Annotated in this window: 16 protein-coding genes; 10 read left to right on the top strand and 6 right to left on the bottom strand. The window is 63.5% G+C overall.

What is annotated here, in order from left to right; genetic code table 11:
• Positions 1-66 precede the first annotated feature (66 nt).
• The gene (gene aspS / locus ACXAF5_RS13900) at positions 67-1,851 is read left to right on the top strand and encodes an aspartate--tRNA ligase (RefSeq protein WP_474947035.1); all 1,785 of its coding nucleotides are present in this window, start codon (positions 67-69) and stop codon (positions 1,849-1,851) included.
• A 498-nt stretch (positions 1,852-2,349) separates the two neighbouring features.
• Here the strand turns inward: aspS and ACXAF5_RS13895 are convergent, their stop codons facing one another.
• Together ACXAF5_RS13895 and ACXAF5_RS13890 are read right to left on the bottom strand one after the other, a co-directional pair.
• Positions 2,350-2,478, bottom strand: a complete 129-nt coding sequence (locus ACXAF5_RS13895; RefSeq protein WP_474947034.1) for a hypothetical protein — start codon at positions 2,476-2,478, stop codon at positions 2,350-2,352.
• 2 nt (positions 2,479-2,480) lie between these two features.
• Positions 2,481-3,200 (bottom strand): response regulator, encoded by a 720-nt coding sequence (locus ACXAF5_RS13890; RefSeq protein WP_474947033.1) that lies wholly within the window; start codon positions 3,198-3,200, stop codon positions 2,481-2,483.
• A gap of 186 nt (positions 3,201-3,386) precedes the next feature.
• Here ACXAF5_RS13890 and mce point away from each other — a divergent pair, with 186 nt between their 5' ends.
• Positions 3,387-3,791 carry a methylmalonyl-CoA epimerase gene (gene mce, locus ACXAF5_RS13885; protein ID WP_474947032.1) on the top strand — a complete coding sequence of 135 codons (405 nt, stop codon included), beginning with the start codon at positions 3,387-3,389 and terminating at the stop codon, positions 3,789-3,791.
• 104 nt (positions 3,792-3,895) lie between these two features.
• A complete protein-coding gene (locus ACXAF5_RS13880) occupies positions 3,896-4,171 on the top strand; it encodes a DUF1467 family protein (protein WP_239320585.1) in 276 nt (91 codons plus the stop codon).
• Between the two features lie 309 nt (positions 4,172-4,480).
• Here the strand turns inward: ACXAF5_RS13880 and ACXAF5_RS13875 are convergent, their stop codons facing one another.
• Together ACXAF5_RS13875 and ACXAF5_RS13870 are read right to left on the bottom strand one after the other, a co-directional pair.
• Positions 4,481-5,173, bottom strand: a complete 693-nt coding sequence (locus ACXAF5_RS13875) for an EI24 domain-containing protein (protein ID WP_474947031.1) — start codon at positions 5,171-5,173, stop codon at positions 4,481-4,483.
• Positions 5,170-5,748: a nitroreductase family protein gene (locus ACXAF5_RS13870; RefSeq protein WP_239320624.1), complete on the bottom strand. Its 579-nt coding sequence runs from the start codon at positions 5,746-5,748 to the stop codon at positions 5,170-5,172. Before ACXAF5_RS13870 ends, ACXAF5_RS13875 begins: the two co-directional genes overlap by 4 nt.
• Before the next feature lie 218 nt (positions 5,749-5,966).
• On the opposite strand from ACXAF5_RS13870, the gene ACXAF5_RS13865 reads away from it, so the two are divergent.
• The gene (locus ACXAF5_RS13865) at positions 5,967-6,248 is read left to right on the top strand and encodes a DUF167 domain-containing protein (protein ID WP_474947030.1); all 282 of its coding nucleotides are present in this window, start codon (positions 5,967-5,969) and stop codon (positions 6,246-6,248) included.
• 90 nt (positions 6,249-6,338) lie between these two features.
• Here ACXAF5_RS13865 and ACXAF5_RS13860 read toward each other — a convergent pair whose 3' ends face one another.
• Complete coding sequence (locus ACXAF5_RS13860; RefSeq protein ID WP_239361974.1) at positions 6,339-6,581, bottom strand: hypothetical protein; 243 nt, start codon at positions 6,579-6,581, stop codon at positions 6,339-6,341.
• 139 nt (positions 6,582-6,720) lie between these two features.
• Between ACXAF5_RS13860 and ACXAF5_RS13855 the strand changes: the two genes are divergently transcribed.
• From ACXAF5_RS13855 to ACXAF5_RS13840, 4 genes are all read left to right on the top strand, one after another.
• Complete coding sequence (locus ACXAF5_RS13855) at positions 6,721-7,380, top strand: M48 family metalloprotease (RefSeq protein ID WP_239320633.1); 660 nt, start codon at positions 6,721-6,723, stop codon at positions 7,378-7,380.
• A gap of 8 nt (positions 7,381-7,388) precedes the next feature.
• The gene (locus ACXAF5_RS13850; RefSeq protein WP_474947029.1) at positions 7,389-7,769 is read left to right on the top strand and encodes a YigZ family protein; all 381 of its coding nucleotides are present in this window, start codon (positions 7,389-7,391) and stop codon (positions 7,767-7,769) included.
• A 90-nt stretch (positions 7,770-7,859) separates the two neighbouring features.
• The gene (locus tag ACXAF5_RS13845; protein ID WP_474947028.1) at positions 7,860-8,135 is read left to right on the top strand and encodes a DUF6455 family protein; all 276 of its coding nucleotides are present in this window, start codon (positions 7,860-7,862) and stop codon (positions 8,133-8,135) included.
• Positions 8,136-8,468: 333 nt separating this feature from the next.
• Positions 8,469-9,170: a hypothetical protein gene (locus ACXAF5_RS13840; RefSeq protein ID WP_474947027.1), complete on the top strand. Its 702-nt coding sequence runs from the start codon at positions 8,469-8,471 to the stop codon at positions 9,168-9,170.
• A 7-nt stretch (positions 9,171-9,177) separates the two neighbouring features.
• Here the strand turns inward: ACXAF5_RS13840 and rimO are convergent, their stop codons facing one another.
• Positions 9,178-10,584: a 30S ribosomal protein S12 methylthiotransferase RimO gene (gene rimO, locus ACXAF5_RS13835; RefSeq protein WP_474947026.1), complete on the bottom strand. Its 1,407-nt coding sequence runs from the start codon at positions 10,582-10,584 to the stop codon at positions 9,178-9,180.
• Between the two features lie 96 nt (positions 10,585-10,680).
• Between rimO and ACXAF5_RS13830 the strand changes: the two genes are divergently transcribed.
• Positions 10,681-12,216: a pentapeptide repeat-containing protein gene (locus tag ACXAF5_RS13830; protein ID WP_474947025.1), complete on the top strand. Its 1,536-nt coding sequence runs from the start codon at positions 10,681-10,683 to the stop codon at positions 12,214-12,216.
• 114 nt (positions 12,217-12,330) lie between these two features.
• Positions 12,331-14,271 (top strand): AsmA family protein, encoded by a 1,941-nt coding sequence (locus ACXAF5_RS13825; protein WP_474947024.1) that lies wholly within the window; start codon positions 12,331-12,333, stop codon positions 14,269-14,271.
• Positions 14,272-14,352 lie beyond the last annotated feature (81 nt).

Genomic DNA, 14,352 nt, shown 5'->3' with positions numbered 1-14,352 from the left:
CGGATGAATTTTGCCCGGCGCTGATGCCCCGCATCGCGCCAGCCGCAGCCGAGAGAGACCAGATCCATGCACGCATACCGCAGCCACACCTGCGCCGAACTGAACAAATCCCACGTCGGCGAAACCGTTCGCCTGTCCGGCTGGGTCCACCGGGTCCGCGACCACGGCGGCCTCTTGTTCATCGACCTGCGCGACCATTACGGCGTCACCCAGGTGATGGCCGACCCCGACAGCCCGGTGTTTGCCGAGATCGAGAAGGTGCGCTCGGAATGGTGCATCCGCATTGACGGCAATGTCATGGCCCGCGACGACAGCCTGGTGAACCCGAAGATCCCCACCGGCGAGATCGAGGTGTTCATCCGCGACATCGAAATCCTCGGCAAATCCGAAGAGCTGCCGCTGATGGTCTTTGGCGAGCAGGAATACCCGGAAGAAACCCGCCTGCGCTACCGCTACCTCGACCTGCGGCGCGAGAAGATGCAGAACAACATGGTGCTGCGCGCGCAGATGATCCAGTCGATCCGCAAGCGCATGTGGGACAAGGGCTTCAACGAATACCAGACCCCGATCATCACCGCGTCCTCCCCCGAGGGTGCGCGCGACTTCCTGGTGCCGTCGCGCCTGCACCCGGGCAAGTTCTACGCGCTGCCGCAGGCGCCGCAGCAGTTCAAGCAGCTGATGATGGTGTCGGGCTTTGACAAGTATTTCCAGATCGCGCCCTGTTTCCGCGACGAGGACCCGCGCGCCGACCGCTCGCCCACCGATTTCTACCAGCTCGACATGGAAATGTCCTTTGTCACCCAGCAGGATGTGTTCGACACCATCGCGCCGGTGATGGCGGGTGTGTTCGAGGAATTCGGCAAGGGCCGCAAGGTGGATGCTGCCGAAGACTGGCCGCAGATCTCCTACAAGGACGCGGCCCTGTGGTATGGTTCCGACAAGCCGGATCTGCGCAACCCGATCAAGATGCAGGTGGTGTCCGAGCATTTCGCGGGCTCCGGGTTCGCGATCTTTGCCAAGCTGCTGGAGCAGGACGGCACCGAGATCCGCGCCATTCCGGCTCCCACCGGCGGCAGCCGCAAGTTCTGCGACCGCATGAACGCCTTTGCCCAGAAAGAAGGTCTGCCCGGCATGGGCTATATCTTCTGGCGCGAGAAGGACGGCGAAATGGAAGCCGCAGGTCCGCTGGCCAAGAATATCGGGCCAGAGCGCACCGAGGCGATCCGCCAGCAGCTGGGGCTGGGCGTTGGCGATGCGGCCTTCTTCCTCGGCGGCAAGCCGAAGACGTTCGAGGCCGTTGCAGGCCGCGCCCGCAACGTGATCGGCGAGGAGCTGGGCCTCACGGACAAGGACCGCTTTGCCTTTGCCTGGATCGTGGATTTCCCGATCTACGAGAAGGATGAGGAAACCGGCAAGATCGATTTCGAGCACAACCCCTTCTCCATGCCGCAGGGCGGGATGGAGGCGCTGGAGGGCGACCCGCTGGCCGTGCGCGGGTTCCAGTATGACCTCGCCTGCAACGGCTACGAGCTGGTCTCGGGCGCGATCCGGAACCACAAGCCGGAGATCATGTTCAAGGCCTTTGAAATCGCGGGTTACGGCAAGGAAGAAGTCGAAAAACGCTTTGGCGGCATGGTCAATGCCTTCCAATATGGCGCGCCGCCGCACGGGGGCTGCGCGGCTGGTATCGACCGGATGGTGATGCTTCTGGCGGATGAAGCCAATATCCGCGAGGTCATCATGTTCCCGATGAACCAACGCGCCGAAGACCTGATGATGTCCGCGCCCTCCGAGCCGATGTCGGAGCAGCTGATGGAACTTGGCCTGCGTGTGATCCCGCAGGACGACTGATGCTGAGGCATCGGTAGAGTGTGATGGGGGCGGCCAGTTTGGCCGCCCCTTTTCTTTGGTCAGCGCGCGTTTCCGGGGCTGCCAGGGCGGCGTGTTTCAATACGGAGGGTCTTGCCTGGCACAGTTATCCTGAGGGGGCAGGGCGACGACTGAAGGCACGCTGATCCATATGCGGGTGCACGCGACCTGGTGCCCGGCGTGTTGCGCATTCTGTTCCGTTTTGTTGGGCGCCGCGTCGGGCCGCTGTCTCGAACGCGCATCGTCGTGTGGGTTGATCGCGATCAGATACTCGAGATCCGTCAAGCCTGCGCAGCGAATGGCGACGGTATTCCGCGTTCCAGGGTTCTGTGACCAAACCTGTCGCGAAAGGGGGGCTTGCAGGTGGGGAGGCTTGCCGGGGGCGCTCAATTCCGGGCGCAGCAATGACCGTAATGTATGGCCAGTGGAAAACCCGGGCCCGCTGATTGGACTGTTGGCGCAGGCGCCAAAGGTCCGGATCTAGCGCAGCCGGAACCGACGGCGGGAGGGGCGGGGTTTTCCCACATCCGGTCGGCTCGGGATCAGACGGGACTGAAGCCCGAGGACGATGATCAGGGTCAGCGATGCGATCAGCAGCGTTTCGAGCATGATCAGATCGCGATCTTGCGCTGAAGTCGTTCCTGCACCAGATCGGCGACATGGGCGGCTTCGACGGCGATCGGGCCGCCGCTGCTGCGGGTTTCGGCCAGCCGGGTTGCGGCCTTGGCAAGCGGCGCATCTCCGACGCTGCGGGCCACACCGCCGAGGAATTGTGCCAGATAGTCCAGCGTCTTTTCATCGGTGGCTTCGCCCAGCACTTCGGCGGCGTGGGCCATATCGTCGCGAAAGGCGAGCAGGTCCGGTTCCACCGCTTCATCCGTCATCGGACGGGGGCCGAGCGGCTGGCGTTCGGGCGGCAGGTTGGACAGGATCGCGTTCTGAAACGCCGAGAGGGAGACGATCGGCTTGGGCAGGAAACTGTCGGCGCCGGCGGCCAGCGCGGTGGCTTCGGCGTTGTCATTACCGGAGATGCCCAGGATCACGGCAACGCGCGGATTGGCGTCGGCAAGCGACTGGATCAGATCCGCACCGGAGCCATCGGGCAGGCCGAGGTCGATGATCACCACCGAGGGGCGATAGACCTGGAGGTGCTTGCGCGCCGATTTCAGACTGTCGGCCCGTCGGATGCGTGCGCCGCTGCGCAAGCACAGAAGGCGCAGTGCCTCGCAGGCGTAGCGGCTGTCTTCGACCACCAAGATCGTCAACCCCAGAAGCGGGCGGCGTCCACTTCCCAGGCGGGTTGCGGAGGCAAAGAGATCCGAATCATCCATGTTCTGACCCTCACTGATTACATGGGTCGACGCTATGGATTCTGGGCTAACAACTCATTAACGGGGCGGGCTGTGACCACAGGACGCGGCGAGATACAGCTTCAGCGTGTGTGGATGGGCTTGCAACAAACATGCGGGTTTGGTCTGTACGGGGACATATCATTTCCAATGCTGAGGGGCCTCGCCATGATCGGACGTCTGAACCATGTTGCCATTGCCGTGCCGAATCTTGAGGCCGCGGCGGCACAATACCGCGATACGCTGGGGGCCAAGGTGGGCGCGCCGCAGGCGGAGCCGGAGCACGGTGTGACGGTGGTTTTCATCGAGCTGCCCAATACCAAGATCGAGCTGCTGCATCCGCTGGGGGAGGCCTCGCCGATCCAGGGGTTCCTCGACAAGAACCCGGCCGGCGGCATTCACCACATCTGCTATGAGGTCGAGGATATTCTGGCGGCGCGGGACCGGCTGCAGGCGCAGGGCGCCCGGGTGCTGGGCACCGGAGAGCCCAAGATCGGCGCTCATGGCAAGCCGGTGCTGTTCCTGCATCCCAAGGATTTCAACGGCTGCCTGGTGGAACTCGAACAGGTTTGAGACTAGATAGACCGCAAGCTGGCAAGGCGGTCGGATACGGGCCCTGATGCCGGCTGTGGCGTGTGACGGGGCGCAGTCTTCCCCGTATATGAGAGGAATATTCCATGGGTATCACATCCGCGATCGTGCTTTATGCGGTGATCTGGTTCCTGACCTTCCTGGTGGTGATCCCCATCCGTCTGGAAACACAGGGCGACGTGGGCGAGGTGGTGCCTGGCACCCATGCCGGCGCGCCCGAGCGGCATTTCCTGAAGCAGAAGGCCTGGATCACCACGGCGGCGGCGGCGGTGCTCTGGGCGATCATTGCCGGGGTCATCCTGTCCGGGGCGATCAGCGTCAATGATTTCGACTGGTTCGACCGGCTGCCAGACCGTCCCTGACACACGCTCTGACGATCCGGTGATTGCTGTCGCCCCCGCGCGGGCCTCGGCGACGGAAACATAAAAGGACGGGAAGGCTCCCGCCCGTTGGCCCGGTCTGACACAGACCAGGCCGCCCGTTGGGCCGCGCGCCGGTCCTGGCGGACCGGCGCAGGGCGCTAGGATCGGACTTGGGCACATCCTCGCCACCGGCGCATCCGCCGCGCCCCGTCAGGGGCGCGGCCGGGCCCAAGGCTGATTGGGTCGCATCTGTGATGCGGCGCACAGGCGCGGGAGCGCCCCCGCTGACAGGCAGCCGGGGACCTCCGGTCACTCCGCCCGCCACAGGGCGTGGAAGATATGGGTGAAGGTGGCGGCGCCGAGGATCGGGATCACCAGGTTCACCAGAGGTAGTGACAGCGGCATCGCCATCAGCACCCCCGCAGCCCAGATCGTGGCACCATGACGGCGGCGCAGCCGTTTCGCCTCCACCAGACCGACCCGGCGCGCGGCGGCGAGGGTGAAATACTCCCGCCCCAGCAGAAACCCGTTCAGCCCCCAGAAGATGAACAGGGCCGCCGGCGCAAACATCAGATACAGCACCAGCGCCAGCACATTGGCAGTGATCAGCACGCCGAGGAAGTTCACCGTGTCCTTCACCCCGTCCCAGACCGAGAGCCCGGGCACCGGCGCAAGATGCGGGTAGTGGCGGGCCTCCACCGCGGCAGCGACCTCATCCAGGAACATCGAGGTGATCGCAGAGGCGACCGGCACCATCAGAAACACCGACAGCAGCATCATGAAGAAGAACGAGCCCACCGACAGCAGGTCGTTGAGCCAGGTCACCTCGCCGATCAGGGGCAGGGTGGTTTCCGGTCCCACCATCCATTGGATCAGCATCAGCAGCGCCGCATAGGCGACCACCAGCAGCGCGAAGGTCAGGCCGACGCCAAGGAACAGCACCCGGCGAAAGCGCGGATCGCCGGTCTGGGCCAGGGCCTTGCCAAAGGCGGTGAAAATCATGTCTCGACCCAGCTGGTGAGCGCTGCCACATCGGGACGCGGGCGGTCGGGCGGCACCGCACCTTCAGTGGCGATATGCACCAGTCCCGCGATGCGCTCGTTGGGGGCGAGGTCAAAGGCGGCCTCGCAGAAGCCCCGGTCGTGGCTCATCCAGCCCGAGAGCCAGTTCGCCCCCCAGCCAGCCGCCAGCGCCGCGTTCAGCAGGGCCAGACAGACCGCGCCCGCGGAATAGGTCATTTCCAACGCCGGGATCTTGGGGTTGTCCTTCTGGATCTCCACCACCACCACGGCAAGCTGGCCGAGGTCGAACTGGCTGCGGGCCTTGGCGATGTCGTCCGCCGATTTGCCCAGGCGCGCGCCGGTTTCCTCGGTCAGCTGCGCCAGCCGCGCCATGGCGCCGTGTTCCACCACGATAAAGCGCCAGGGCTCCAGCTTGCCATGGTCCGGCGTGCGGGCGGCGGCGGTCAGGAGGTCCATCAGCTCCGCGCGGTCGGGCGCCGGGGCGACCAGGGTCTTGGCCGGGCGGGAGCGGCGACGGTGCAGGAAGTCGAGGACGGCCTCGTTGCGTTGCGGCATATGTAAAACCTCTTTACATTTGGTCTCCCCCTATGTCGGGCAGCGGGAGCGGGGTTTCAAGGGGAAAGGGGCCGGGCTGCGGACCTGGATGAGGGCGGGCACGCGGGGCTGGGACCGGATCGTCACAGGGTGTACGAAGGCGCAGGTCGGTCGTCCACTGGTGCGGCTGCACAGGCAGGCGAGCGATGACGCACATTGCGCGAGAAGGGGATCGACATATGGCACGGCCAAAGGCGCGGGAACTGGCGGATCTGAGCGACCTTGCGCAACCGGGGGCGGAGATCGCGGTGCGGGTGACGCCGCGATCAGCCTATAACGCGGTGGTGCGGCGGGGGGATGTCATCAAGGTGCTGGTGACGACAGTGCCCGAGGGCGGCAAGGCCACGGCGGATGTGCAGGCGCTGCTGGCCCGCGCCCTTGGTCTGGCACCGTCGCGGCTGGAGTTGCGGCGCGGCGCTGCCGCGCGGGACAAGGTCTTTGTCATCCGCAATAGCGATTAAGGACGGCCTGCGGCGGGGCCACAGGGCGCGCTGCGGTCTCCGGCGGTGCCCGGCACAGGCAGAGAGGGCTGACGCGGCCGTTGGCGGGGCTCAGCCGTTCTTTTCCAGCACCAGGCGATAGACGCCTTCGGGCAGATCCAGCGCTGCGGCAAGATCCTGCACCTGTTCCGGCGACAGGGTGATGCGCTGCACGACATTGGTGCGCGGGTCGAATTGTTCGATGGTCACGCATTCGGCAAAGGCGTTCAGGATCACATCCTCGTTCAGATGCGTCTTGCCCTCGTCGACGAGTGTGATCACGGTGGAATCGAATTCGTGCTCGATGGTAAACATGTCTCCAGAGTGCCACCCTGTGCCCGTCTCTGGCAAGCCGGGATCGGGGGCGCCGGGCCGCTGGCACGCATTCCCGCCAACCGTTTGCACCCGCGCGGTGATCCGGTCTAGCGTGGAGAGGGTCTAGTTTTGGAATAGCATGCGCCGTTATCTGATTCTCATTCTCCTGTGGGTGGCAGGCTGTACCGGGGTGATGCCCGATGATCCGGCCTATCGCGCCTTTGTCGCGGTGGCGCAGGACGTGGAGCCCGTGGCGGAAGCCGAATGCATCAAGCAGAACCCCAACCGCAACTGCGATTTCGACGTGCAGCTGGATCTCGACCCGCAGGCGCCGGCCAATGCGTTCCAGACCGTTGATCGCAACGGGCGTCCGGTGGTGATCTTCACCGCCGCCATGCTGGAGACCTTTCGCAACCCCGACGAGATGGCCTTTGTGATGAGCCATGAGGTGGCGCATCACATCCTCGGGCATCTGGATCAGCAGCGGCGCAACGCGGTGCAGGGGGCGGTGTTCCTGGGCGAGCTGGTCTCGCTCGAAGGGGGCACACCGGAGGAAATCGCCAATGCGCAATATGTCGGTGCGGTGGTGGGCGCGCGCAGCTATTCCAAGGCGTTCGAGCTGGAAGCGGATGCACTGGGCACGGTGATCACCCATCTGGCGGGCTATCGCCCCAGTGTCGGGGTCCGCTTTTTCGAGCAGATCCCCGATCCCGGTGATGCGTTCCTCGGCACCCATCCGGCCAATCCGGACCGTATCCTGGTGGTGCGGGAGACGATCCGCACCTACGGGCTGAACTGAGGCAGGCAATGACACAGAATGACAAGGCCGCGACGCCGGCCCTGACCCGGCTTGGCGTGGTGCTGACAGATCGCGGGTCCAAATATGCGGTGAGCGGCGCGCGGGTCACCAGCCGCGCCGAGGTCGACGCGGTGCTGGCCGCGCTGAAGGAAGACCGCACCTATGCCAAGGCCACCCACAATACCTGGGCGGCGATGCTGCCCACCGGCGCGCTCAAGGCCGACGATGGCGAAAGCGGCGCCGGCATGGTGATCCTGCGGATGATGGAGCGCGAGGAGATCGCCGATCACGTCATCATCGTCACCCGCTGGTACGGCGGCAAGAAGCTGGGCGGCGACCGGTTCCGCCGGGTGCAGGACGCGGTCCGCGCCTATCTGGAGGCGCGCTGAGGGCGGCAGGGGCGGATTTGACCTCGATCAAGGCGCGCGGCGGCGGCAGCGGGCATGGTGGTCCCCGTGAACAGGATCAGGAGCCGCGCCATGACCGACCCGGAGACACTGAAGACCCACGCCGACCTCTTTGACCGCATGGGGCGGGCCATGGGCCTCGACCTTGAACAGGAAGCCGTGAATGGCACGCTCAGGTTCGAGGAAATCGCCGAAGCGGTCCTGCGCTGCACCCGCTGCGCCTGCCCGCAGGTCTGTGACCGCACGCTGGCCAGCCTGGAGGGCGAGATCGAGCGCACCCCGGATTACTGCCGCAACGCCGATCTGCTCGCCTATCTGAAGGAAGAGCAGGCGGTGGCGGCGGAGTAGGGGGCGGCCCCTGTCTTCAGACCGCACAGACCGTCGAGACAACAAAAGCCCCGCACTTCCGGGCCGGAAGGGCGGGGCTCCCTTTTGCCGATTGAAAATAATAGATCATTTATCCATAGTTGAACGCAAAACTACTAATAGTGAGGTGTGGTTTTGGAGCTAATGAAAGAACTTTTGGATGCTTGGCGAGCTAGGGTAAAGAGTAACGTATTTGGTTCAGTGATTTTAAGCTTCATATTGTTTAACTGGAAAGAGGTGTTTTTTGTCCTCTTCGCAGATGTGCCGCTTTTAATCAGGTTTAATTAATTTGACGTCAATACAAGCTGGCAAAGTTTGTACCTGTTTCCTGTTTTGGCCGGCATAGCCATTGCCGTGAGTGTACCGTACTTGAACGATTTGGCGCATCGCGCCGTTTCCGCGCCGCATGGAAGAATAAAAAGTCGAGAGGACGAATACGCGCACCAACGATTAGCGAGGCGTAATGCTTGGGAGGTCGAGCGAAACCGTGCTAAGGCTTTGCACGAAGATCGCCTTGTTGAAGAAGCGAGCATAGACCAAAAAATAGAAAGTGAAATCAAGGATCCGGAGGTGAAACGGCGACTAGTCAACCAAATTGAAAAAGGTCGACAAGTAGGTGCTAGTGAAAAATCTGCCGAGAGTGACCTCAGTGATAGTGAGATTTTGGAGCAGAGTGATCTGCGTGAAAGAGCGATTCTAGCACTCTCATATCTTTCGGCCGAAGGACTTCGATCAACGAATCGCGAGAATCCGTTTCAGGGTCTAACGGACGAACGGGTGAAACTCTTTATGGAGGCGTTAAGTCATTGGAACGGACTAGAAGCAAGCCAGACTAGAGCGAAAGTAGAGTTTAACGAAGCTATTTCTGAGCTAATCGATAAGAAAATGGTTGCTTGCAACTTTACTCCAAGAAATCGAGTGCGGCCAGAAGATCACTATCATTTCACGCTCACCGCTTCCGGCTACACAGTCAATGACGCTTTCATGCGCAGTGAGAAGTCAAGATTGCGCCCGTAGTGACATTTTATGTTATTTGTTTGCCCCACAGATCATACTCCCCGGCCTCATCCACCTCGACCGTCACCAGATCGCCAACGTTCAGCCCTTCGGTGCCCTCGTCGATGAACAGGTTGCCGTCGATCTCCGGTGCGTCGGCCTTGGTGCGGCAGGTGGCGATGCCGTCTGCGTCGATGTCGTCCACGATCACTTGCATCACCTGACCGACCTTGGCGGCCAGCTTCGCCTCGGAAATCGCCTGCGCCTTTTCCATGAACCGGTCCCAGCGCTCCTGCTTGACCTCTTCGGGCACGTGATCGGGCAGCGCGTTGGAGCGCGCGCCGTCGACGTTTTCATATTTGAAGCAACCCACCCGATCCAGCTGCGTCTCGTCCATCCAGTCCAGCAGATGCTGGAATTCGGCTTCCGTCTCGCCGGGGTAGCCGACGATGAAGGTCGACCGCAGGGTGATCTCGGGGCAGATGGCGCGCCAGGCGCGGATTTCGTCCAGGGTCTTGGCCGCCGCCGCGGGACGCGCCATGCGCTTCAGCACATCCGGGTGGGCGTGCTGGAACGGGATATCGAGATAGGGCAGCACTGCGTTGGACGGATCGGCCATCAGCGGGATCAGCTCGCGCACCGAGGGGTAGGGGTAGACATAGTGCAGCCGCACCCACAGCTCCTCGGCCGGGGCCAGCTCCCCCAGGGCGCGGGTGAGGTCGGTGATATGGCTGCGGACCTCGCCGTCCTTCCACGGGTTCACGTCATATTTGCGATCCAGACCATAGGCGGAGGTGTCCTGAGAGATCACCAGAAGTTCGCGCACGCCAGCGCCGACCAGCTTTTCCGCCTCGCGCAGCACCGCGTGGGCGGGGCGCGACGCCAGACGCCCGCGCATGTCCGGGATGATGCAGAACTTGCACTTGTGATTGCAGCCCTCAGAGATCTTCAGGTAGCTGAAGTGGCGCGGGGTGAGCTTCACGCCCGCCGCCGGCAGCAGGTCCACAAAGGGGTTCGGCGCGGGCGGCACTGCGGCATGCACCGCGTCCAGCACCTGTTCGTATTGATGCGGGCCGGTCACGGCGAGGATACGCGGGTGGTGTTCGCGGATGTAGTCCGGCTCGGCGCCCAGACAGCCGGTCACGATCACCTTGCCGTTTTCCTTCAACGCCTCGCCAATGGCCTCCAGGCTCTCGGCCTTGGCGCTGTCGAGAAAGCCGCAGGTGTTGACGATCACCGCATCGGCGCCGGAATAGTCGGCCGAGATGCCATAGCCCTCGGCCCGCAGCCGGGTGAGGATGCGTTCGCTGTCCACCAGCGCCTTGGGGCAGCCAAGCGAGACCATGCCGAGGGTCGGCTGGTCGGGGCGGGGGGCTGAGCCGAAGCTGGGTTTCGGAGCAAGGTCGGGGCGGAGATCTGGCGGATTGCTGGTCATGGCCGTCGTATAAACCGCGCGCGCGGGCAAGGGAATGCAGGATTTGCATGCTCCGCTGACCGGCGCGCGGAGGCGGGGGCGGTATTCGGACGCGGCTTGGCGCAAAACACCCTTGGCCCGGACCTCGCGCGCTGGTTAGGCTGGCTGCACCACGATTTTGATGACGAAAGCCGATTGATGACTGATGCGCCCGAGACCCCGGAGGGCCTGCGCCCCGCCAATGAGAACCCCTGGTATGTTCTGATGACCCTTTATGGGGAGCAGGAGGGGGAGGAGGTTGATTGGGAATTGCACGAGGATAACCGCCGGGCGTGGAATGCCTGGTCCGGTCAAGCGATGAGCGCTGAGGAACGCGCGGCGGCGGCAGAATCATCGAAAATCGATGTTACAGAGCTGGAGGCGTGGGAGGACCTGTCGGAGGAGATCAAGGCCCGGTTCGCTACGGAGTATCAGCGCCGCAATCCAGAGGCCGCGATCATACCTAGTCTGCCCAATCCGAAAGACCAAATACATATGCAACAAACAGACTTCTCAAATGCAGTTGTATTGGAGATGGCTGTTTTTGCACCCAGAGTTTGGTTCGGCTGGGCCACGTTCACACAGGACGCTCGGTTCGATTGGGCCACGTTCACGCGGGGCGCTCGGTTCGACGCGGCTACGTTCACGCAGGACGCTCGGTTCAAGTCGGCCACGTTCACGCAGGACGCTTGGTTCAAGTCGGCCACGTTTACGCAGAACGCTGTGTTCTACTCGGCCACGTTTGCGCAGGGCGCTTGGTTCGACAAGGCCACGTTCACGCAGCGCGCTGTGTTTTTCTCAGCCAAGTTCACGCAGAACGCTCAGTTTGAGTCGGTCACGTTCAGGCAGGGCGCTTGGTTCCACGCGGCCACGTTTAGCGGCTTTGCCTATTTCACAAAATCCCGTTTTGGGAGTTCTACTGAAGAACCCTGCATTCCTGATTTCAGAGACTGTCAGTTTGAAAAACCAACCTCCTTTCGTCAGGCGCTATTTCGTGATGGCTATCCAGATTTCTCGGGTGCGGTGCTGCATGACAAGACCAGTTTTACCGCGCGGATGCTGCCGACTTCGGATGAGATTTCCGAAGATGAAGACCTTGAGGGGCAGACCTACTGGCCCCAGGAAACCAAACAGGATCCAGTCAGTGCGCGCGAAAACTGTGCCACCATCCGGCATGTGCTGACACAGCAAGGGCTGCCGGAGGAGGCGCATTTCTTCTTTCGCCGGGAAATGCGCTTTGCCAGCCAGATCGGCTCATTCTGGCAGCGGCTGCCTTATCTGTTGTTTGGCTGGCTGTCCGACTTTGGGTATTCGATCCAGCGGCCCCTGTGGTGGCTGGCGGGGATCTGGTTTGTGGGGATGGCGGCGTTTTGGACGGTGTTCTCCTTTCCCGGTGGGGCTTTGGTCCTCACAGAGAGCGATCTGGGAACGGCGGCAGCACTGAGCTTTTCCAACCTGTTTCCGCTGTTTGGCTTTGGTCGGGTGTTTCTGAGCGAGGTGCTCACGTGCTTGCCACGCTGGGCGCAGGTGCTGTCGGGGGCGCAGACCGTGTTGTCGCTGCCGCTGTTGTTTTTCCTCGGTCTGGCGCTGCGGCAGCGGTTTCGATTGCGCTGAGGTTGCGGCGGGCGGCTGCGGTGGATTGATCCCGCGCGCGAGCGGTGTAATCTGCGCCAAAGCCCACGTCCCGCGGGCTCAATCCCGACGCACTCCCAGAAGGGGCCAAGACCTATGCGCCTGATTTTTCGTATCCTCTCTGCATTTTTGCTGACCATTGCCGTGGCGCTTGTGCTGCTGACCTTTCTGCCCGGGCAGAAGCTGGCCGAGCTGGCCGGACAGCAGATCGAGAAACAGACCGGGCGGCAGGTGGTCTTTGGCGGCGATGTGCGGTTTTCCTTCTGGCCGACGCTGGGCATCCAGGCGGACAATGTGGCCTTTGCCAATGCCGACTGGGCGGGGCCGGAGCCGATGCTGACGGCCGGTCGGCTGACCATCGGGGTGGATGCGGCGCGGCTGATCCGGGGCGATGTGCGGGTCACCGAGCTGACCGCGATCGTGCCGCATCTGAACCTGGAGACCCGGGCGGATGGCACCGGCAACTGGGTCTTTGAACCCGTTGAAGGCGCGGCGGGCGGTGCCGCGACCGAGGGGGCGGGCGATGCGCAGGCCTCCTTTGCCATCGAGGCGATCTCGCTCAGCGGGGCCTCGCTGCGCTATGCGCCTCACGGTCAGGAGCCGGTGGAGATGAGCCAGCTGGACCTCAACCTGCTGTGGCCGGATCCCACCGGCACCGCGACGGTGGATCTGACCCTGCGTCCTGCGGGATCGCCGCTGCGGGTGCAGGGCGAGGTGGGTCAGTTCGCGCGCTTCCTTGGCGGCGAGGTGGCGTCGGTCGGGCTGACGATGACGGCGGCGGCCAGCAAGCTGCGGCTGGACGGGCGGGCGGATCTGACCGGGGCTTTTGATGGCCGCGTGACCGGCGCCAGCGAGGATACCCGCGCCCTGATGGCGGCGCTGGGACAGGCGCCGGTGGAGATCCCGCGCGGCCTTGGTCAGGCGGTTCAGGTGGCGGCGGACACCACCTATACGCCGGATGGCAAGCTGGCCCTGCGCGACCTCAGCCTGACGCTGGATCACAACACCCTCGGCGGCGAAGCGGATCTGACGCTTGGCAGTGCGCCGGTGCGGGTGACGGCGGCGTTGCGGGCGGATGTGTTGGACCTGAGCGCGCTGGATGCGCCGCAGCCTGGGGCTGCCGGGGGCGGCGCTGCGGAGGCGGATGCGCAGGGCTGGTCGAGCGATCCCATTGATGCCTCGGCGCTGGGGCTGCTGGACGGGCAGATCGGCCTTGATGTGCAGGGGCTGAAGACCACGGCGCTGACGCTGGGGCCAAGCCGGCTGAACCTGGTCATCGACCGGTCGCGGGCGGTGTTGTCCCTACTGCCGGTGCAGGCCTTTGGCGGCAGTCTTCAGGGCGAGCTGATCGCCAACAATCGCAACGGGTTGTCGGTGGCCGGGCGGCTGAGCTTTGCCGATGTGAAGATGCAGGAGGCGCTGGGGCAGCTGGCGGGCTATGACAAGCTGACGGGCGAGGCGCTGGGTTCGCTGGAGTTTCTCGGTGTCGGCAACTCCATGGATCAGATCATGCGGTCGCTTGATGGCAAGGGGACGCTGGAGATCGGCAAGGGGTTCTTTACCGGGTTTGACCTGCAGTCGATCATGGATCCCGACGGCGGCAATGGCGGCACCACGGTGTTTGACGGTCTGGCGGCGAGTTTCAATATCGCCGATGGCACGCTGACCAATCAGGATTTCCTGGCCACGCTGGAGGCGCTGAAGGCCGAGGGGGAGGGGCGTGTCGGGATCGGGGCGCAGGATCTGGACTATACCTTTACCCCGACCGCCTTTGCCAGTGAGACCTCCGCCGGGGTGTCGGTGCCGGTGCGCATATCCGGGTCCTGGTTCGATCCGAAGATCAAGCCGGACCTGAGCAAGCTGGTGGAGCCGCAGCTGGAAGACGCCGAGGAGAAGGCGAAACAGGCGGTGAAGGACAAGCTGAGCGAGGAGCTGGGGCTGCCGGTGGAGACCGAAGAGGACCTCAATGACGCGCTGAAACGCCGGGTTGAGGAAGAGGCGCGGGAGCAGTTGCTGAAATTCCTCGGCGGCAACTGAGGCTGCGTGCCGGACCGGGGCGCTGCCCCGGACCCCGGGATATTTGTCAAGAAGATGAAGGCGAAGAGCCGCGCCTCCTGT

The sequence above is a fragment of the Epibacterium sp. ABV4_022 genome, from assembly GCF_056159345.1.
Note: the sequence above shows the minus strand (reverse complement) of the source record. Positions and strands in the feature narration are given on the sequence as shown.